Here is a 19220-nt window from a genome sequence, read left to right as displayed (position 1 = left end):
CCCCGCAGGGCGTCGAACGCAACCACCCTCGGCCCTCCGACCCCTGGAAACGTTCGGCGCCCGAGGAGACGCCCCGGCGCGCGCCCGGCCCCGGCGGAACCCTCCGACCCCGCCCGAGCGGCGCAGCCAACCCGGCCCCCGGCCCCGGCGGACCGCACGCCTCGGAGCGCGGGGGCGGGCCGCTGCGCGGAGCCTTCCCCCACCCCGCCCCTTCCCGAAACCGGGGCTCCGCCCCCAGACCCCCACGCCTCAAACGCCGGCGAGGCTGGATGGGTGCGCCTCAAACGCAGGCGAGGCTGAGTGGGTGCGCCTCAGGACGCCGGCGGGGATGGGTGGGTGCGGCTCAAACGCCGGCGAGGGCGGGTGGGTGCGCCTCAAGAACGCTGGCGGGCATGGGTGGGTGCGCCTCGAACGCCGGCGAGGGCGGGTGGTTGCGCCTCAAGATGCCGGCGGGGATGGAACGGCGCGGTCGGCGCCGGAAGGTCCGGGCAGGCCGCAGAGGGTGCGCGCCCAGGCGCCGGCGGGGCCGGGGTTCGGGCGGGCCTCAGGCTTCCGTGGGGCCGGGGAGTACGTACGGCACCGTCACGCCCAGTCTGTCGAAGCCCAGCCGTTCCAGGATCGGGCGGCTGTCGTCCGAGGCGTCCACCTGGAGGTACGGAATGCCGAGTTCCGCCGCGATGCGGGCACGGTGGGCCACCAGCAGCCGATAGATGCCCCTGCCGCGCCACTCGGGGACCGTGCCCCCTCCCCACAGGCCCGCGAACGAGGTGCCCGGCCGCATCTCCATGCGGGCCGCGCTCACCGGGGTGTCGCCCGCCATCGCGAGCACCGCGGCGATGGTCTCCGGCTCGTCCCGCAGCAGGCTCACCATCTGCTCCCGGATGCGCGGCCGCTCGGTTCCGAAGGCCCGCGCGTGGACCTCCATCATCAGGTCCACCCCGGCCTCGTCCGTCACCACCCGCAGCGTGATCCCCTCCGGCGGATCCACCGGCAACCGCGCGAGCTCGGCGACCCGTCCGATCATCAGCGTCTCGGGCGGCTCCGGCACGAAGCCGGCCGCCCGCAGCCGGTCCCCCAGGTCCGCCGGCCGGTCGTAGTCGTACAGCTTCCACTCGAACTCCGACGCCCCGCACTCCGCGACGAACGCGACCTGCGCCGCGATCTCCGCGTCCGCCGTCTCCTCGTCGAGGTCCGACCAGAGCACGCCGCTCCAGCCGAGCCCGGGCATGATCTGCCGGACCACCGCACCCACCCGCTCGACGCGGGCCTGCGCCGCATCCGGCTGCGCGCCCTCGCGCATCTCGGCGTCGAACCTGGCCCGCACCTTCAGAAGTTCATCAAGATCCATCGTCATGGGCCCCAGCTCATCAGTGTCCGACCGGCCCCTACAACTGCATTAGCCTCAGCCCGTGAACGACGACTCCTCCATCTACACCGGCAAGGCCGCCCCTGACGCGGCCGCCGACCGGGGCTGGCTGCTCGGCCACTTCAAGGACCCCGCCGATCCCCGTCACAGCGAGGACGTGGAGATCAAGTGGGGCGTCCACCCGAAGGGCGACGAGCGGGAGCGGTGGGCCACCGCGGAGAAGCGCACCGCGCTGCTGGTGCTGATCAGCGGGCGCTTCCGGCTGGAGTTCCCCGGCCGGACGGTCGTCCTCGCCGAGCAGGGGGACTACGTGCTGTGGGGGCGCGGAGTCGACCACTCCTGGTACGCCGAGGAGGACGCGGTGGTCCTCACCGTGCGCTGGCCCTCGATCCCGGGCTACCGGGTGGACGAGCCCGACGACCAGCCCGACGCACGGCCCTTGGACCACTCGTCCCGGTGACCTACGTCCCCCACCCCGCCACCGCCCTGTGACGATGCACACGAAACGGGCCAACGATCACGAATCGCTGCGATCGTGGCGGTGTATACCATCTGGCCGCGACCCTGGGGCGACCCCCCGAAGGCGCGGCTGGTCCTTCACGAGTTCCAGCGTTCTTTGCGACGGGCTGTCTCCCGGTAAAGATCCGAACCACCAGGGGAGCACGTCCGTTGGCAGCAATCGCACGGTGGTGCATCCGCCACCGTCTCCTCGCCGTCCTGATCTGGCTGCTCGCCCTCGGCGCGACCGCGGCAGCCGCCGGGACCGCGGGATCGGCGTTCTCCAACGACTACGAGGTCCCCGGCACCGAGTCCGGCAAGGCTCACGACCTCCTGCGTCAGGGCTTCCACGGCCAGGGCGGCGACACCGACACCATCGTGTGGCGGGCCCCGCACCATCAGAGCGCCCGCACACCGGACGTCGAGCAGCGCATGACCCGGGCGCTCGACACCATCCTCGGCCTTCCCGGTGTCGGGTCGGTGGTCGGCCCCTACGGCCCCGGCCCCGAGAGCGCCGCCCAGATCAGCCCCGACGGGCGCACCGCCTACGCCGTGGTGACCTTCGACCGGCAGGCCGACTCCGTCCCCAAGGCCCAGGCCAAGGCGGTGGTCGACGCGGCGAAGAACCCGGCCACCGAGACCGACGGCCTCCAGGTCGAACTCGGCGGCCGCGCCATCGGCCTGACCGAGGCCCCGTCCGCCCACCTCGCCGAGGTCATCGGTGTGGCCGTCGCGGCCCTGGTCCTCTTCCTGGCCTTCGGCTCGCTCGCCGCGAGCCTGCTGCCCATCGCGACCGCCCTGGTCAGCGTGGGCACCGCGTATTTCGGGATCACCCTCCTCGGACACGCGATGCCGGTCGCCGACTTCGCCCCCATGCTCGGCACCCTCATCGGCCTCGGCGTCGGCATCGACTACGCCCTCTTCATCGTCACCCGGCACCGCAAGGCCCTCGCCCGGGGCGTCCCGGTCGCGGAGGCCGCCGAGAGCGCCGTCGCCACCACCGGCCGGGCCGTCGTCTTCGCCGGAGCCACCGTCTGCATCGCACTGCTCGGCATGCTGGTGCTCCGGCTGAACTTCCTCAATGGTGTCGCGATAGCCGCCTCCGTGACGGTGGTCCTGACGGTCGCCGCCTCGGTCACGCTGCTGCCCGCCCTCCTCTCCTTCATCGGCACGCGCGCCCTCTCGCGCCGCGAACGACGCAAGCTCGCCGCCGAGGGCCCGCTGTCCGAGCAGACCACGGGCTTCGCCGCCCGCTGGTCCGCCTTCGTGGAGCGCCACCCCAAGCTGCTCGGCATCGCCGCCACCGCCGTGATGCTGGTGCTGGCCCTGCCCACGTTCTCCCTGCACCTCGGCACCTCCGACCAGGGCAACAACCCGGCCACCTCCACCACCCGACAGGCCTACGACCTGCTGGCGGAGGGTTTCGGCCCCGGCACCAACGGCCCGCTCGCCGTCGTCGCCCGCCTCGACGGTGCCGGCGACCGGCTCGCCGTGGAGCACCTCGCGGAGGCGCTCGGCAAGACGAAGGGCGTCGCCTCCACCGGCCCCGCCGTCTTCAACCGCAGCGGTGACACCGCCGTCGTCACCGTGATCCCCGACTCCTCCCCCCAGTCCCGGGCCACGAGCGAACTCGTCGACCGACTCCGCGACGATGTGGTCCCGCGTGCCGGGCACGGCAACTCCATGGAGGTCCACGTCGGCGGCGTCACCGCCGGCTATGACGACTTCGCCGAGGTCGTCATCGGAAAGCTGCCGCTCTTCGTCGGGGTGGTCGTCGCCCTCGGCTGCGTCCTGCTGCTGCTCGCCTTCCGCTCCATCGGCATCCCGCTCAAGGCGGCGGCCATGAACATCGCCGCCGTCGCCTCCTCCTTCGGCGTCGTGGTCGCGATCTTCCAATGGGGCTGGGGCAGCGAGCTGCTGGGCCTGGGCAGCGCCGGCCCCATCGAACCCTTCCTGCCCGTGATCATGGTGTCGGTCCTGTTCGGACTGTCCATGGACTACCAGGTCTTCCTCGTCAGCAGGATGTACGAGGAGTGGCTGGAGACCGGCGACAACCGGCGGGCCGTCCGGGTCGGCCTCGCCGAGACCAGCCGGGTCATCAACTCGGCGGCCGTCATCATGATCTCCGTCTTCCTGGCCTTCGTACTCAGCGGCGACCGGCTCATCGCCATGTTCGGCATCGCGCTCGCCGCGGCGGTGGCCCTCGACGCCTTCGTGCTGCGCACCCTCCTCGTCCCGGCTCTGATGCACATGCTCGGCGGCGCGAACTGGTGGCTGCCCGCCTGGCTCGACCGACGGCTGCCCAAGATCAGCATCGAGCCCCCGGAGCACCGCCCGCATACGAAACTTCCGGCACAGCGGCCGAGTGAGAACAGCGCGGAGTCGGCCGACTCCGTACCCGTGGCCGGCTGACCGTCCGCAAGGCCCCGCCACACGTCCGCGCGCGGGCCCCGCAGATCGTGGGGCCCGGAGCGGCCCCAACCAGCGGATTCTCAGAAAACTCTCAGACAGGGCACCTACGGTGCCCCGCATGGACACCACCAAGACCCCCCACGCCCCCGAGGCGGAGACCACCCCGGCCGACCTGACCAAGGCCGAAACCGACGTCGAGCCCACCGACGTCGAGCTCACCGACGAGGACCTGGACGACGACGAGCTCGCCGACGAGTTCGACGAGCAGGCCGAGCCGAAGGAGCAGGGCCACGTCGGAGCCGCGGCATCCGCGATCGTGGCCGCGGGCCTCGGCGTCGTGGCCCTCAGCGGCAGCTGGGTCGGCGGCATAGTGTCCGAGCGCGCCGGCGTCGTCGGCCGGCTGGAGCTGAGCCAGACCGCCGACGTGAACGGACAGATCGCCGCCCAGTTCGTCCAGCCCTGGCACGCGACCGCCCTGGTGAACGGCATCTTCGCCGCCCTCGCCCTGATCGTCGGCATCCTCGTGCTGGCCCTGCCCGCGCTCGGCTCCCCCCAGCGCACCCTCCCCACCTGGGTCCGTTCCGTCTCCTGGGCGGGCGTCGCACTGGGCGCCCTCGGTGTCCTGCTCTTCGTCCTCATGTACTTCGACCTCCTCCTGACCATCCCGCAGGCGGCAACAGCCGGCTAGGCACCGCCCCACCACCGGCTAAGCACCGCCTTAGGTGTCGTTGGGCCTCCTCAGGGACCATCGGCCCCGGACTAAGGCCCCCTGCCTCTGCCGGATGCGGCATGCGACCGATGTGCCGGTACCCCCTGGGACGCGAAGCTTGGATCACACCGAACGAGGTGACCGAGAAACGCAACCAGGGAGTACGAGATGTTCGAGTACGAAATCGCCACCGCCCGCCGCGCCGACCTCATCCGCGAGGCCGACGAGTACCGGCTCGTCCGGGAGGCCAAGCAGGCCCGCCGCACGTCCTCTCGAAGCCAGGAACCCGAAGGGGCGGTGAGGGGACACCGGAGCCGCTTCGCCCGCGTCGCGTAACCCGCGCCGCGATCCGCGTGGACTGACACGTGATGAGAAGCGCATCGATATCGAGTGCCGCCGAGCAGGACGTCTGTGCGATGCTCGGCGACGTGGAGACCAGATCTGTCAGCCCGGTGTTCGTCGGCCGCGCCGACGAACTGGCCGTACTCACCGACGCACTGACGCGAGCCGCCGGCCAGGAGCCACAGGCGATGCTCATCGGGGGAGAGGCAGGGGTCGGCAAGACCCGCCTCACGGAGGAGTTCCTCAGTGAGGCCGCCCGCCGCGGCGCCGTCGTCGCCGTCGGAGGCTGTGTCGAGATCGGGGCGGAGGGACTTCCCTTCGCCCCGTTTTCGACGGCCCTGCGCAGTCTGCACCGCGCCCTCCCCGACGAGCTGGCCGCCGCGGCCGCCGGCCAGGAGGACGAACTCGCCCGGATCCTCCCCGAACTCGGTGAAACCCCTCGCGGCCCGCACGACGAGGAGAGCACCGCCAGGCTCTTCGAGCTGACCGCACGGATGCTGGAACGGCTCGCCGCCGAGCGCACCGTCGTCCTCGTCCTGGAAGACCTGCACTGGGCCGACACCTCCACCCGGCACCTGCTCTCCTACCTCTTCAGGACCCTCGGCAGCGGCCGGCTCGTCGTCGTCGCCACCTACCGCGCGGACGACGTCCACCGCCGCCACCCGCTGCGCCCGCTCCTCGCCGAACTGGACCGGCTCCGTACCGTCCAGCGCATCGAGCTGGCCCGCTTCAACCGCGCCGAGGTACGCCGCCAGCTCGCCGGGATCCTCGCCACGCAGCCCGACGAGGACTTCGTCGACTCCGTGTTCGACCGGTCCGACGGCAACGCCTTCTTCGTCGAGGAACTCGTCGCCTCCCGGGAGAGCGGATGCCGCGCCGGGCTCACCGAATCCCTGCGCGACCTGCTCCTCGTCCGCGTCGAGGTGCTGCCCGACGAGGCCCAACGCGTGGTCCGCATCGTCGCCGAGGGCGGCTCCACCGTCGAGTACCCGCTCCTGCGCGCAGTCGCCGGCCTCGGCGAGGACGCCCTGATCGAGGCGCTTCGGGCCGCGGTCGGAGCCAACATCCTGCTCGCCACCCCCGACGGCGACGGCTACCGTTTCCGCCACTCGCTGGTTCGTGAGGCCGTCAGTGACGACCTGCTGCCCGGAGAGCGCGCCCGCGTCAACCGCCGCTACGCCGAGGCCATGGAGGCCGACGGATCGCTGATCCGCGCCGAGGAGCGGATGATCCGGCTGGCCAGCTACTGGTACCACGCCAACGATCCGGCCAAGGCGCTGCCCGCCGTGCTGTCCGCCTCCGTGGCCGCCCGCCGCCGGCACGCCTACTCCGAGCAACTGCGCCTGCTGGAGCGCGCCGTGGACCTGTGGGACAGCGTCCCGGAGGAAGTCCGCGAGGATCTTCGCCCGGCGGACTACACCGACGTGTACCCGCCGTGCGGCTGCGACCCGGCCACCACCCCGCTCCAGCGCCTCGACCTGCTGGCAGAGGCGACCGTGGCGGCCCGCTACGGCGGCGAACGGGAACGCGCCCTGAAGTTCTGCAAGACGGCCTTGCGCACGCTGGACGACGGCCACGACCCGCTGCGGGCCGCCTGGTTCTGGACCGAGCGCTCCCGGCTGGTCGCGAGCCTCGGCCGGGGCGACGGCTGGGACGAGATCGCCAAGGCCCAGGCGCTCGTTCAGGGGCTGCCCCCGTCCCAGGTGCACGCCGAGGTCCTCGTCCGGGCCGCGGGCTGGGGCATGCTCCACGACCCCGGCCCGGGCAACATCGTCGCCGCGGAACGCGCCGTCGAGTACGCGCGGATGGTCGGCGCCGAGGAGATCGAGCTCAACGCCCGGATCACGGTCGGCTGTCTGCTCACCGACTCGGGAGACCCCGAACGGGGCCTGGCCGAGATGCACGCGGTCAGGGAACGGGCCACGGAACTGGGCCTCGCCTTGCTCGCGGGACGTGCGCATATCAATCTCACCTCTCAGTTGGAAAGCCTGGGCCGGTCCCGGGAAGCCGTGGAACTGGCCGAACAAGGGGCCGAACTGGTCAGGAAGTCCCGGCTGCTGGACTCCGAGGCCTGGGTTCGCGGCAACATGGCGGAGAGCCTTTACAGCCTCGGCCGCTGGGACGAGGCCGCCGAGGCGGCCCAGCGCACCCTGTTGGTCGGGCAGAGCGCGGCCCCGCGCGGCTCCGGCGCCTCCCGCCTCGCCTATCTGGCACTGGCGCGCGGCGAGTTGACCGAGGCCGCCCAGCAGCTCGCGGCCGCCCACGCCCACTTCGGCAACCACGACATGCAGCCCCAGCACCGGATACCGCTGTACCGCCTCGCGGTCGGTGTCGCCGCGGGGGAGGGGCGGATCGCCGACGTCCGCGCCGAGACGGCCGCCGCCGTCGCCTACGGGTTCCCGCTCGGACAACACCGCTACGCCTGGCCGCTGCTGCTCGCCTCCGCCACCGCGGAGGCCGACTCCCGGGGACTCCCGGCCGCCGACGCGGACCGGGAAGCCGCCCTGGACGTCCTTCGCGGGGCCGCCCGCGCCCTCGCCACACCAGCCCCGGTGTGGCGGGCCCACGCCGAGTACGTCCGCGCCGAGCTGCTCCGGGCCGAGGCCCGGGACACCGTCGCCGACTGGACCGCCGTGGAGGAGGCCGTCCGCCCGCTGGAACGCCCGTACCTGCTGGCCCGCGCCCGCCACCAGCTCGGCGAGGCCATGCTGGCCGCCGGCGGCGACCGGGAGCCCGCCGCCGCCCTGCTCCGCGAGGCCTACGCCACCGCCGACCGGCTCGGCTCACGCCGACTGCGCGAGGACCTGGCCCTGCTCGCACAGCGCGCCCGAATCCCGCTCACCGCCGCCGAGGCGCCTCCGGTCGCCCCCGCACCGGAGGCAGAACCGGTCGAGACACTCGGCCTGACCAGCCGCGAGCGCGACGTACTGCGCCTGGTGGCAGCCGGCAGCACCAACCGCAAGATCGCCGAGGAGCTCTTCATCTCCCCGAAGACGGCGAGCGTGCACGTCTCGAACATCCTGGCGAAGCTGGGCGTCGCAGGCCGCGGCGAGGCGGCCGCCCTCGCCCACCGGCTGCGGCTCTTCGCCCCGTCCGCGCAGGTCAGTGCCCGTTCGGAGGCTGCTCGCCGAGGCGTATGAGCACCTTGCCGGACTCCAGGTCTATCGGACCCCGCCCCGGGTCGCCGTCATTGACGTCGACCCGGGACAGCTCCAGCCGCTTCTTTTCCTCGTCCGTGTGCTTGCGTCCCGGACTGAACAGCTCCTCGATCATGTTGAACACCGTGCCCACCGCGCCTTTCCGTGCCCTGCCGGGGCCTGCGCCCCCCTGAGCCGGCTATCGCACCGTCAGTGTCAGGATCCTGTCGTCGCCCGCTTCCGGCGACCCGCGCCCATCGGTCTCGCTCGTGACCAGCAGCAATCTGTCCCCGCCGAGTGCCACCACCGTGCGCAGCCGGCCGTACTTCCCCTCGAGGAACGCTTCGGGGGGCGCGACCAGTTCCGCTCCGGCCAGGGGGATCCGCCACAGCCGGTTGCCCTTCAGCCCTGCCATCCACACGGAGCCCTGCGCCCACGCGATCCCGCTCGGCGAGGCCTCGTCGGTCCCCCACACCGCCACCGGATCCCGCATCCCCGGTTTGCCCGCCTTCCCCTCGGCCTCGGGCCAGCCGTAATTGGCGCCGGGCTCGATGAGATTCAGCTCGTCCCACCTGTGCTGCCCGAACTCGGCCGCCCACAGCCGCTTGTCCTTGTCCCAGGCGAGGCCCTGCACATTGCGGTGCCCGTACGAGTAGACGACCGAATCGGCCTCCGGATTGCCGTGCACCGGTTTCCCGTCCGGAGTCATCCGAAGGATCTTGCCGCCCAGCGACTTCTTGTCCTGTGCGAGCCCGGTGTCACCGGTCTCGCCCGTCCCCACGTAGAGCATCTTGTCCGGGCCGAAGGCGATCCGACCGCCGTTGTGGATCGTGCCCTTGGGAATCCCCCGGAACACCGTGTCCGGAGCGCCCAGTTGCTGACCGGCCGGTCTCTTCTCGTCGTAGCGCATCCGGGCGATGCGGTTGTCGGACTCGGTCGTGAAGTACGCGTACACGAGCCGGTCCGAGGAGAAGGAGGGCGACAGCGCGAGGCCCAGCAGCCCGCCCTCTCCGCCCGGGGCGACCCCCGGCACCTCGCCGATCTCCGTCACCGCGCCCGAGCCCACGGCGACCCTGCTGATCGTCCCCTTGTCCCGCGAGGCCACCAGCAGATCGCCGCCGGGCAGCGGGGCCACGCCCCACGGCGACTCCAGGCCCTTGGCGATCTCCCCGGTCACCGTCACCGAGCCCTTCGCCGGGGGACCGGAGACCTCCGGCGAACCGGACGGGCTCCCCGACGGGCCCGGTGACCCCGAGCTCGCGGCGGGCGTGCCCGGTGGGGAACCTGTCGGCCCCGCCCCGGCCCCGCCCGGCGGTGAGCACCCCGCCGCCAGCAGGGCGCCGCACCCGGCCAGCGCCACCGCCGCCAGCACGCTCCGACGCCGCGCGCCCGTGCCCTCGTACATCCTCGATCTGTATCGCATCGCCTTGCTCCCCTCCCGTGCCCCGGTGCCTTCCATCTGTCTCAACAGCTCCGGCCGTACCCCAAGTTCCACCCTTCGTACACTCGATCGAGTGGTTGTGGAGCCCGCGAGGGGGCGGCCCCGCTCAGTCCCAGGCTCCCACCGCCGCCGGCAGTGCCGCGATCTCCTCCAGGTCCCCCGCCGAGAGCCGGACCTCCGCCGCACGCGCGTTCTCCGCCGCCCAGTGCGCCCGGTCCGCTCCCGGAACCGGCACCACCTGCGGCCCTTGCGCCAGCACCCACGCCAGCGCCACCTGCGCCGCCGTGACCTCGGCCCCGTGCCGCCGCGCCACCCGCCGCAGGCCCGCCACCAGCCCCTGGTTCGAGGCCATCGCGTGCGCCGTGAACCGGGGATGCCGTGCCCGTACGTCCTGCGACTCGAAACCCTCGCCCGGCGTGAGCGTCCCCGTGAGGAACCCGCTGCCCAGCGGCATCGCCGCCAAGAACCCCACCCCGCGCGCCGCACACCACGGCAGGAGCTGCCACGCCGCCTGCGGCGACCACACCGACAGCTCCGCCTGTACCGCGCTCACCGGGAACACCTGCTGCGCCCGTTCCAGATGCGCCAGCGTCGTCCCGTACGCCCGGTCCCCGCGCCGCCCCGCCCCCGGCCCGGCCCCCGCACCCAGCGCGCAGAACCCGAGCGCCCGCACCTTTCCCGCGCCCACCAGCTCCGCCATCGCCCCCCAGGTCTCCTCCACCGGGACCTCGGGATCCACCCGGTGCAGCTGGTACAGGTCTATGACGTCGGTCCGCAACCGGCGCAGCGAGGCGTCGCACGCGCGCCGCAGGTAGCCGGGCCGCCCGTCGGCCACCACGTGCTGCTCACCCGCGCGCAGCCCCACCTTCGCCGAGACGAAGGCCTCGGAACGGCGCTCCCGCAGCACCCGCCCGAGCAGCAGCTCATTGGTGAACGGCCCGTACACGTCGGCGGTGTCCAGCAGGTTCGACCCCAGGTCGAGCGCCGTGTGCACGGCGGCCAGCGATTTGTGCCCCCGGCGCCGCGAAGGCGCGTACGCCCAGCTCATCGGCATGCAGCCGAGGCCGATGGCACCCACCGCCAGCGCCCCCGCCCCGATCGACCTGCGCTCCACCCCTGAGTCCCCCTCCCGCTCCGGCAAACAAACTAACGGCTTGATCCGGATGGCTTGGCATAGCCTCGTGATCATGACCTCAAAGACCGGGGACGTCTGGCTCCCCTTCCCCGCCGACGAGATCGCCGGCCTGCCCGATTCCTTCCGCTACCGCCTCTGGGACGGCGAGGACACCTTCCCGGCCGACCCGGCGGACTGCGTCTTCTACGTGACCCCGTACATGAAATCCGCCGAGGTCACCGTGCGCCCGCTGGCGGCCATGCGGGCGGTGGAGGTCGTACAGACCCTGACCGCGGGCATCGATCACGTCCTGGGCGGCCTCGGCGACCTGCGCCCCGGCGTACGCCTGTGCAACGCCGTCGGGGTCCACACGGCCAGCACCGCCGAACTCGCCCTCACCCTGACGCTCGCCTCGCTGCGCGGCATCCCCGGCATGGTCCGCGGCCAGGACCGCGAGGAGTGGCGCGGCGGCTTCTACGACGCCCTCGCCGACAAGTCGGTCCTGATCGTCGGCTACGGATCCATCGGCTCGGCCATCGAGGACCGGCTCGTGCCCTTCGAGTGCGGGCCCGTCACCAGGGTCGCCCGCTCGGCCCGAACCACCGCGCGCGGCCCCGTCCACGCCCTCGCCGACCTGCCCGGACTGCTGTCGCAGGCCGACGTGGTGATCATCGTGACACCGCTGACCGACACCACCCGGGGCCTGGTCGGCGCCGACTTCCTCGGCCGCATGAAGGACGGCGCCCTGCTGGTGAACGTGGCCCGCGGCCCCGTCGTCGACACCAAGTCCCTGCTCGCCGAGCTGGAGTCGGGCCGACTGCGCGCCGCGCTCGACGTCACCGACCCGGAACCGCTGCCGGCCGGCCACCCGCTCTGGCATGCTCCGAATGTCCTGATCACGCCTCATGTCGGCGGCAGCAGCTCGGCCTTCGAGCCGCGCGCCAAGCGCCTGCTGGCGCGCCAGCTCGGCCGGTTCGCCGCCGGGGAGCCCGTGGAGCACACGGTGTTGATCACCGAGTGACGTGGGATGCGCACGCTCCGCGTTCGTTCGGATGCACTCGGTCGGCACAACTCCCGTATTGGTGACGGAGCGTAGAGAAGCTATGTCGCTGAGTGACGAAAGTGGTGTATCGTCCGGAAGAAGGGGCTGCGCCACGAACGTCTGGCGCTGGGGAGTGATCGGACACTTTGGGGGGCGACGGGCGATGCACGGCCAATGGACGAAGGATCCGATGCGGCAGAGCCGCCGGAGGCGACGGTGCCGGGACTGGACTGCGCCGGAACCAGCCGGCGAGGGGGACCGGTGAGTGCCCCGGGGGCGGCGCTCCTGAACCGGCCGTCCGTCTCGCGCGGTGGCAGTGGTGCCGGTGGGGGCAGGAGCCTGGCGATGCAGCTGCTCCTCGCGGTGATCAGCGGCGGGTACGCCGTCGGCGCCGCCCTCAACTGGGGCTCGGAGGAACTCGCCGAGATCATGGGCGACTTCGGGCTCAGTGCCGCCGGATTACTCGCCGCGATCTCCTGCTACTCCTACGCCCGGGCGATCGACAGCCGGGAACGCCCCGCATGGCTGCTCTTCGCCTTCTCCTCTCTCATGGGCGCCGGCGGCAACGCGATCTGGGGCTGGTACGAGGTGATTCTCGGCCAGTCCGTGCCGAAGCCCTCGCTCGCGGACTTCGCCTTCCTCTGCTTTGCGCCACCCGCCATCGTGGGCCTGCTCGTCCTCGCCAAACGCCCGGTCACCCGGGCCGGTTGGGTATGCCTCGGGCTCGACTCCTGGCTCATCGGCGGCTCCCTGCTGACGCTGTCCTGGAGCCTGGCCCTCGCCCACGCGGCGCGGACCGCCCAGTCCGGCGCCCCCGGCAGCGTCCCGCGCGCGGCGCTCTCGCTCGCCTACCCGCTGCTCGACATCGCCCTCGTCTCGATGGTCCTGGTCCTGCACTTCCGGCGCAGCGAGACCAACCGCTCCGCCGTCAACACCGCCATCGCGGCGCTCGCCCTGACCGTGCTCAGCGACGCCCTGTTCACCTCGCCCCTGCTCAGCGCCGAGTACCAGTCCGGACAGCTCCTCGACGCGGGCTGGTTCGCGGGCTCGCTGCTGCTCGCGTACGCGCCCTGGGGCGCCCGGCGACCGCAGCTCGGACCCGACCCGGGCGGGCCCGGGCGCGTGGAGCGCCCGCACAGCCGCCCGATCACCGGCTCGCTGCCCGCGCTGACCCCGTACCTCGCGGCCGCCGTGTGCACCCTCGGCATCCTCTACAACGTCGTGGACGGCAGGAAGGTCGACCGGATGGTCGTCTTCACCGGCTGTACGGTCGTGCTCGCCCTCGTCATCCGCCAGGGCATCATGCTGCTCGACAACATCGCGCTGACCCAGGAACTGGCCCAGAAGGAGAACCACTTCCGCTCCCTGGTCCAGGGTTCCAGCGACGTCATCATGATCGCCGCGCCCACCGGCACCCTGCGCTACGTCAGCCCCGCCGCCGCCGGGGTCTACGGGCGCGACGCCGAGGAGCTGGTCGGCACCGAGCTCGCCACCCTGATCCACCCCGACGACCTCGGCCGGGTGGTCCACGAGGTGCGCCGCTTCCTCGCCGCTCCGCCGACCGAGGAGCCCACCACCCGCATCGAATGCCGCTTCAAGTCGGGCGGCGGCGAGTGGCTCAATGTGGAATCCACCGTCAACCGCCACCAGGGCGGGCTCATCCTCAACAGCCGCGACGTCACCGAGCGGGTCCGGCTCCAGGCCCAGCTCCAGCACAGCGCCGAGCACGACCCGCTGACCGACCTGCCCAACCGGGCCCTCTTCACCCGACGCGTGCGCCAGGCCCTGACCGGCAGGCGCGCGGGGGACCACAGCACCGCCGTGCTCTTCATCGACCTCGACGGCTTCAAAGCGGTCAACGACACCATCGGCCACCAGGCCGGCGACGAGCTGCTCATCGAGGCCGCGCGCAGGCTCCAGGACTCGGTGCGCGCCGGGGACACCGCCGCACGCCTCGGCGGGGACGAGTTCGCGGCGCTGATCCTGGGCGACGGCAGCCGCGACCGCAGCGCCCGCGAGTACCAGGTCCACGAGATCGCGGACCGGCTGCGCACCACGCTCTCCCAGCCGTACCGGATCGCGGGCAGCGAGGTCAGGGTCGCCGCGAGCATCGGCGTGGCCTTCGCCGACCCCGGAATCACCCCTTCGGACCTGATGCGCAACGCGGATCTCGCGATGTACCGGGCCAAGGCCGGCGGCAAGGACCGCGTGGAGATGTACGCCCCGCAGATGCAGGCCGAGGTCGTCCGCAAGGCCGAGCTGGCGGGGCGGCTGCGGACCGCGCTGCACGAGGGGGAGTTCGCCCTGCTGCACCAGCCCGTGGTCTCGCTGGCCACCGGCGAGATCGCCGCGGTGGCCGCGCAGGCCCGCTGGCGCTCGGCGCAGGGGATCCTCTTCACCCCGGCGGAGTTCCTCCGGGTCGCCGAGTACAGCGAGGGCGCGGCGGGCGCGGCCGCGGGTCCGGACGCCACGCGCACCGCCGAGCTGGGGCGCTGGCTGCTGGAGCAGGCCGTGGAGCAGGCCGCCGACCGGCAGCGGGCCGGGCACGACGTACCCGTGGCCGTCCGGATGACCGCCCAGCGGCTCCTGGACCACGCGATGCCGTTGGGCTCCGTCGAGGCCCTGCTGACCAGGCACGGACTGCCCTCCGGGGCCCTCGTGCTGGAGCTGGCCGTCTCCGACCCCAGGGTGCCCTTCGACGACCTGGAGCGCCGCCTGACGGCCTTGCACCGGCTCGGCGTGGGAATCTCCCTGGACGGCTTCGGAAGCGGCTACGCGGCCATCAGCGCCCTGCGCCGCCTCCCCGTGGACATGCTCAAGCTGGACCGGGGGCTGGTGGAAGGGGTCGTCGAGTCCCCCCGGCTGCACAAGATCACCGCAGGTCTGTTGCGGATCGCAAACGACCTCGGCATGCGGTCCGTGGCCGACGGCGTCGACCTGCCCGAGCAGGTCATGGCCCTGCGCGCCATGGGCTGCACGCACGGCCAGGGAATGGCCTTCTCCGGCCCACTGGACGAATACCGGCTGCGCCGCGCGCTCGTGCGCGGTACGTTCCCAGTACCGGGCGGAGCGGTCCAACCAGCCCTGGCCGGTGGTTCCCCCGGGGGCTCCATGGTTATCCGTAGAGGCTCACATAATGAGACGGCCGTCCCACCTACTTGACATCGACCTCCCGCCGGAGGGAAGGTCGGTGCCATGCGCACCCGAATTCTCGTACTTGGAAAGCGCGTCGGCTGAAGCCGGGACCAGCATGTCCCCGCTCAACGCATCCGACGCGCTCCCCTCGCTTGCCCAACGGCACGAGGGGTTTTTTGTTGCACTGGCACAGAGCCGAATCCCGTAAAACCCTCAGCTTCGAGAAGAGAATGCCGATGACCGAGCAGGCCACCGGGGCCCACCATCCGCAGCCGCGGCCCCGTTCCGGCGGACAGCAGTCCGCCGCAGTTGAGCACGTCACGGGCGCGCAGTCCCTCATCCGCTCTCTCGAAGAGGTGGGGTGCGACACCGTATTCGGGATCCCCGGTGGTGCGATCCTGCCCGCCTACGACCCGATGATGGACAGCAAGAAGGTCCGTCACATCCTGGTCCGTCACGAGCAGGGGGCCGGCCACGCCGCCACCGGCTACGCGCAGGCCACGGGCAAGGTGGGCGTCTGTATGGCCACCTCCGGCCCGGGTGCCACCAACCTGGTCACCCCGATCGCCGACGCGCACATGGACTCCGTCCCGCTGGTCGCGATCACCGGCCAGGTCTCCTCCAAGGCGATCGGCACCGACGCCTTCCAGGAGGCGGACATCGTCGGCATCACGATGCCGATCACCAAGCACAACTTCCTGGTCACCAAGGCCGAGGACATCCCGCGGACGATCGCCGAGGCCTTCCACATCGCCTCGACCGGCCGCCCCGGCCCGGTCCTGGTCGACATCGCCAAGGACGCCCTCCAGGCGAAGACCACCTTCTCGTGGCCGCCCGCCATGGACCTGCCCGGCTACCGGCCGGTCACCAAGCCGCACGCCAAGCAGATCCGCGAGGCCGCCAAGCTCATCTGCCAGGCCAAGCGCCCGGTGCTGTACGTCGGCGGCGGCGTCATGAAGTCCGGCGCGACCGCCGAGCTGAAGGTCCTGGCCGAGCTGACGGGCGTCCCGGTCTGCACCACCCTGATGGCCCTGGGCTCCTTCCCCGACAGCCACCCGCTGCACGTGGGCATGCCCGGCATGCACGGCTCGGTCACCGGCGTCACCGCCCTGCAGAAGTCCGACCTGCTGATCGCGCTCGGCACCCGCTTCGACGACCGCGTCACCGGCAAGCTGGACAGCTTCGCCCCGTTCGCCAAGATCATCCACGCGGACATCGACCCGGCCGAGATCGGCAAGAACCGAGAGGTCGACGTCCCGATCGTGGGCGACGCCCGCGAGGTCATCGCCGACCTGATCCAGGCCGTCCAGGCCGAGCACACCGAGGGCAACGCCGGCGACTACACCGCCTGGTGGAACGACCTGAGCCGCTGGCGCGACACCTACCCGCTGGGCTACGACCTGCCCGAGGACGGCAGCCTGTCCCCGCAGCAGGTGATCGAGCGGATCGGCGCGCTCGCGCCGAAGAGCACGATCTTCGCGGCCGGCGTCGGTCAGCACCAGATGTGGGCCTCGCACTTCGTCAAGTACGAGGAGCCGCGGACCTGGCTGAACTCCGGCGGCGCCGGAACCATGGGTTACGCGGTCCCGGCCGCGATGGGTGCCAAGGTCGGCATGCCCGAGCGCACGGTCTGGGCGATCGACGGCGACGGCTGCTTCCAGATGACCAATCAGGAACTGGTCACCTGCGCGCTGAACAACATCCCGATCAAGGTCGCGATCATCAACAACGGTGCGCTGGGCATGGTCCGCCAGTGGCAGACCCTGTTCTACAACCAGCGGTACTCCAACACCGTGCTGCACGCGGACGAGACGGGCCACGACACCGTCGGCTCCCAGCTGGGCGAGTCCATCGCCCCGCGCAAGGGCACCCGCGTCCCGGACTTCGTGAAGCTGTCGGAGTCGATGGGCTGCGTGGCGCTGCGCTGCGAGGACCCGGCCGACCTGGACAAGGTCATCGCCGAGGCCAACGCGATCAACGACCGCACCGTCGTCATCGACTTCATCGTCCACGAGGACGCCATGGTGTGGCCGATGGTCGCCGCCGGCACCTCCAACGACGAGGTCATGGCAGCGCGGGGCGTCCGTCCCGACTTCGGCGACAACGAAGACGACTGAGCCGAGAGAGCCGAGAGAGAGAACGCCCCACATGTCCAAGCACACGCTCTCCGTCCTGGTCGAGAACACGCCCGGCATCCTCGCCCGGATCGCCGCGCTGTTCTCCCGCCGCGGGTTCAACATCGACTCCCTCGCGGTCGGTGTCACCGAGCACCCCGACATCTCCCGCATCACCATCGTCGTGAATGTCGAAGACCTCCCGCTGGAGCAGGTGACCAAGCAGCTCAACAAGCTGGTCAACGTGCTCAAGATCGTCGAGCTGGAGTCGCACAACGCCATCGAGCGCGAACTCGTTCTGGTGAAGGTCCGCGCCGACAACGAGACCCGCTCCCAGATCGTCGAGATCGTCCAGCTGTTCCGCGCCAAGACGGTCGACGTCTCCCCGGAGGCCGTCACCATCGAGGCCACCGGCGGCGCGGACAAGCTCGGCGCGATGCTCAAGATGCTGGAGCCCTTCGGCATCAAGGAGCTCGTGCAGTCCGGCACGATCGCCATAGGGCGTGGCGGCCGGTCCATCACGGACCGCAGCCTGCGGGCCCTCGACCGCAGCGCCTGACGCGTCGGGCACACGTCCGGGGTGCGTCCGGCGGAAACGTCGGGCGCACCTGGGACACAACAGACACGCAAGACGCGTCAGACACGCTCACGCTCGCATAGCGAGACCGAAAACTCAGATTCCGTTCCCCGCCGTACGGTGGGTGCAACACCAGCGCACCAAGGAGATATCCCAGTGGCCGAGCTGTTCTACGAGAACGACGCCGACCTGTCCATCATCCAGGGCCGCAAGGTCGCGGTCATCGGTTACGGCAGCCAGGGCCACGCCCACGCGCTGTCGCTCCGTGACTCCGGCGTCGACGTCGTCGTCGGTCTGAAGGAGGGCTCGAAGTCCAAGGCCAAGGCCGAGGAGCAGGGTCTGAAGGTCGTCCCCGTGGCCGAGGCCGCCGAGTGGGCGAACGTCATCATGATCCTGACCCCGGACCCGCTGCAGGCCGAGATCTACGAGGAGTCCATCAAGGACCACCTCAAGGAGGGCGACGCGCTCTTCTTCGGCCACGGCTTCAACGTCCGCTACGGCTTCATCAAGCCCCCGGCCAACGTGGACGTCGCCCTGGTCGCCCCGAAGGGCCCGGGTCACCTGGTCCGCCGCCAGTACGAGGAAGGCCGCGGCGTTCCCTGCATCGCGGCGGTCGAGCAGGACTTCTCCGGCAGCGCCTTCGCGCTGGCGCTGTCGTACGCGGCCGGCATCGGCGGCACCCGCGCCGGTGTCATCAAGACCACCTTCACGGAGGAGACCGAGACCGACCTGTTCGGTGAGCAGGCCGTCCTCTGTGGTGGCGCCTCCGCGCTGGTCAAGGCCGGTTTCGAGACGCTGACCGAGGCCGGCTACCAGCCCGAGATCGCGTACTTCGAGTGCCTGCACGAGCTGAAGCTCATCGTGGACCTCATGTACGAGGGCGGCCTGGAGAAGATGCGCTGGTCGGTCTCCGAGACCGCCGAGTGGGGCGACTACATCACCGGTCCCCGCATCATCACCGACGCCACCAAGGCCGAGATGAAGCAGGTCCTGGCGGAGATCCAGAGCGGCGAGTTCGCCAACACCTGGATGGCCGAGTACAAGGCCGGTCTGCCGAAGTACAACGAGTACAAGAAGGCCGACGAGGCGCACCTGCTGGAGACCACCGGCAAGAAGCTGCGCAAGCTCATGAGCTGGGTCGACAGCGACGAGAGCTGATCTCGCACGCGGCGGGGCCGGAACGCTGGGTTCCGGCCCCGCCGCGCATCACCGGACGGGCCCCGGACGACCCGGCTTGTCCAACCCGGCCAACCACGGACGGGTGATCCTTCCGTACAGGCGGAAATCCGGTCCGCCACCGCCACTACACTGCTCAACACATACGCGTCAGGCC

At 71.5% G+C, this 19220-nt stretch carries 14 protein-coding genes; 10 read left to right on the top strand and 4 right to left on the bottom strand.

From position 1 onward, the window contains the following. Positions 1 to 544 precede the first annotated feature (544 nt). The gene (locus tag ACFV9H_RS32140) at positions 545 to 1348 is read right to left on the bottom strand and encodes a GNAT family N-acetyltransferase (protein WP_385405204.1); all 804 of its coding nucleotides are present in this window, start codon (positions 1346 to 1348) and stop codon (positions 545 to 547) included. A gap of 61 nt (positions 1349 to 1409) precedes the next feature. On the opposite strand from ACFV9H_RS32140, the gene ACFV9H_RS32135 reads away from it, so the two are divergent. The 5 genes from ACFV9H_RS32135 (at position 1410) to ACFV9H_RS32115 (ending at position 8467) form a co-directional block, all read left to right on the top strand. Then, positions 1410 to 1826, top strand: coding sequence for a signal peptidase I (locus ACFV9H_RS32135; RefSeq protein ID WP_385405194.1), 417 nt, complete (start codon positions 1410 to 1412; stop codon positions 1824 to 1826). A 209-nt stretch (positions 1827 to 2035) separates the two neighbouring features. Further along, positions 2036 to 4276, top strand: a complete 2241-nt coding sequence (locus ACFV9H_RS32130) for an MMPL family transporter (RefSeq protein ID WP_385405192.1) — start codon at positions 2036 to 2038, stop codon at positions 4274 to 4276. A 118-nt stretch (positions 4277 to 4394) separates the two neighbouring features. Next, positions 4395 to 4964: a hypothetical protein gene (locus ACFV9H_RS32125; protein WP_385405190.1), complete on the top strand. Its 570-nt coding sequence runs from the start codon at positions 4395 to 4397 to the stop codon at positions 4962 to 4964. Between the two features lie 189 nt (positions 4965 to 5153). After that, positions 5154 to 5321: a hypothetical protein gene (locus ACFV9H_RS32120; protein ID WP_385405188.1), complete on the top strand. Its 168-nt coding sequence runs from the start codon at positions 5154 to 5156 to the stop codon at positions 5319 to 5321. A gap of 80 nt (positions 5322 to 5401) precedes the next feature. Beyond that, positions 5402 to 8467, top strand: coding sequence for an AAA family ATPase (locus ACFV9H_RS32115; protein ID WP_385405202.1), 3066 nt, complete (start codon positions 5402 to 5404; stop codon positions 8465 to 8467). Here ACFV9H_RS32115 and ACFV9H_RS32110 read toward each other — a convergent pair. The 3 genes from ACFV9H_RS32110 to ACFV9H_RS32100 form a co-directional block, all read right to left on the bottom strand. Beyond that, positions 8430 to 8609, bottom strand: a complete 180-nt coding sequence (locus ACFV9H_RS32110) for a DUF6191 domain-containing protein (protein ID WP_385405200.1) — start codon at positions 8607 to 8609, stop codon at positions 8430 to 8432. The genes ACFV9H_RS32115 and ACFV9H_RS32110 overlap by 38 nt on opposite strands. Positions 8610 to 8663: 54 nt before the next feature. Then, entirely contained in the window at positions 8664 to 9887 is a 1224-nt protein-coding gene (locus ACFV9H_RS32105; protein ID WP_385405186.1) for a PQQ-dependent sugar dehydrogenase, read from the bottom strand. A gap of 124 nt (positions 9888 to 10011) precedes the next feature. Next, positions 10012 to 11019 carry an aldo/keto reductase gene (locus tag ACFV9H_RS32100; protein WP_385405184.1) on the bottom strand — a complete coding sequence of 336 codons (1008 nt, stop codon included), beginning with the start codon at positions 11017 to 11019 and terminating at the stop codon, positions 10012 to 10014. A gap of 73 nt (positions 11020 to 11092) precedes the next feature. Between ACFV9H_RS32100 and ACFV9H_RS32095 the strand changes: the two genes are divergently transcribed. The 5 genes from ACFV9H_RS32095 (at position 11093) to ilvC (ending at position 19045) form a co-directional block, all read left to right on the top strand. Beyond that, positions 11093 to 12040: a 2-hydroxyacid dehydrogenase gene (locus ACFV9H_RS32095; protein WP_385405181.1), complete on the top strand. Its 948-nt coding sequence runs from the start codon at positions 11093 to 11095 to the stop codon at positions 12038 to 12040. A gap of 282 nt (positions 12041 to 12322) precedes the next feature. Further along, on the top strand, positions 12323 to 15223 hold the full coding sequence (locus tag ACFV9H_RS32090; RefSeq protein WP_385405178.1) for a putative bifunctional diguanylate cyclase/phosphodiesterase: 2901 nt from the start codon (positions 12323 to 12325) through the stop codon (positions 15221 to 15223). Positions 15224 to 15426: 203 nt separating this feature from the next. Next, the gene (locus tag ACFV9H_RS32085; protein WP_385405175.1) at positions 15427 to 17313 is read left to right on the top strand and encodes an acetolactate synthase large subunit; all 1887 of its coding nucleotides are present in this window, start codon (positions 15427 to 15429) and stop codon (positions 17311 to 17313) included. Between the two features lie 31 nt (positions 17314 to 17344). Continuing rightward, complete coding sequence (gene ilvN / locus ACFV9H_RS32080; RefSeq protein ID WP_031150278.1) at positions 17345 to 17869, top strand: acetolactate synthase small subunit; 525 nt, start codon at positions 17345 to 17347, stop codon at positions 17867 to 17869. Positions 17870 to 18043: 174 nt separating this feature from the next. Further along, on the top strand, positions 18044 to 19045 hold the full coding sequence (gene ilvC, locus ACFV9H_RS32075) for a ketol-acid reductoisomerase (RefSeq protein ID WP_385405172.1): 1002 nt from the start codon (positions 18044 to 18046) through the stop codon (positions 19043 to 19045). Positions 19046 to 19220: the final 175 nt, after the last annotated feature.

This window comes from Streptomyces sp. NPDC059874 (assembly GCF_042731135.1).
Lineage (GTDB): Bacteria > Actinomycetota > Actinomycetes > Streptomycetales > Streptomycetaceae > Streptomyces.
This window is presented reverse-complemented; position numbering and strand designations above follow the sequence as displayed.

Bases quoted from the DNA above. Each gene is read 5' to 3' on its own strand.
- ACFV9H_RS32140 (WP_385405204.1), bottom strand. From the start codon at position 1,348: ATGGATCTTGATGAACTTCTGAAGGTGCGGGCCAGGTTCGACGCCGAG.
- ACFV9H_RS32125 (WP_385405190.1), top strand. From the start codon at position 4,395: ATGGACACCACCAAGACCCCCCACGCCCCCGAGGCGGAGACCACCCCG.
- ACFV9H_RS32120 (WP_385405188.1), top strand. From the start codon at position 5,154: ATGTTCGAGTACGAAATCGCCACCGCCCGCCGCGCCGACCTCATCCGC.
- ACFV9H_RS32115 (WP_385405202.1), top strand. From the start codon at position 5,402: ATGCTCGGCGACGTGGAGACCAGATCTGTCAGCCCGGTGTTCGTCGGC.
- ACFV9H_RS32105 (WP_385405186.1), bottom strand. From the start codon at position 9,887: ATGCGATACAGATCGAGGATGTACGAGGGCACGGGCGCGCGGCGTCGG.
- ACFV9H_RS32095 (WP_385405181.1), top strand. From the start codon at position 11,093: ATGACCTCAAAGACCGGGGACGTCTGGCTCCCCTTCCCCGCCGACGAG.
- ACFV9H_RS32085 (WP_385405175.1), top strand. From the start codon at position 15,427: ATGCCGATGACCGAGCAGGCCACCGGGGCCCACCATCCGCAGCCGCGG.
- ilvN (WP_031150278.1), top strand. From the start codon at position 17,345: ATGTCCAAGCACACGCTCTCCGTCCTGGTCGAGAACACGCCCGGCATC.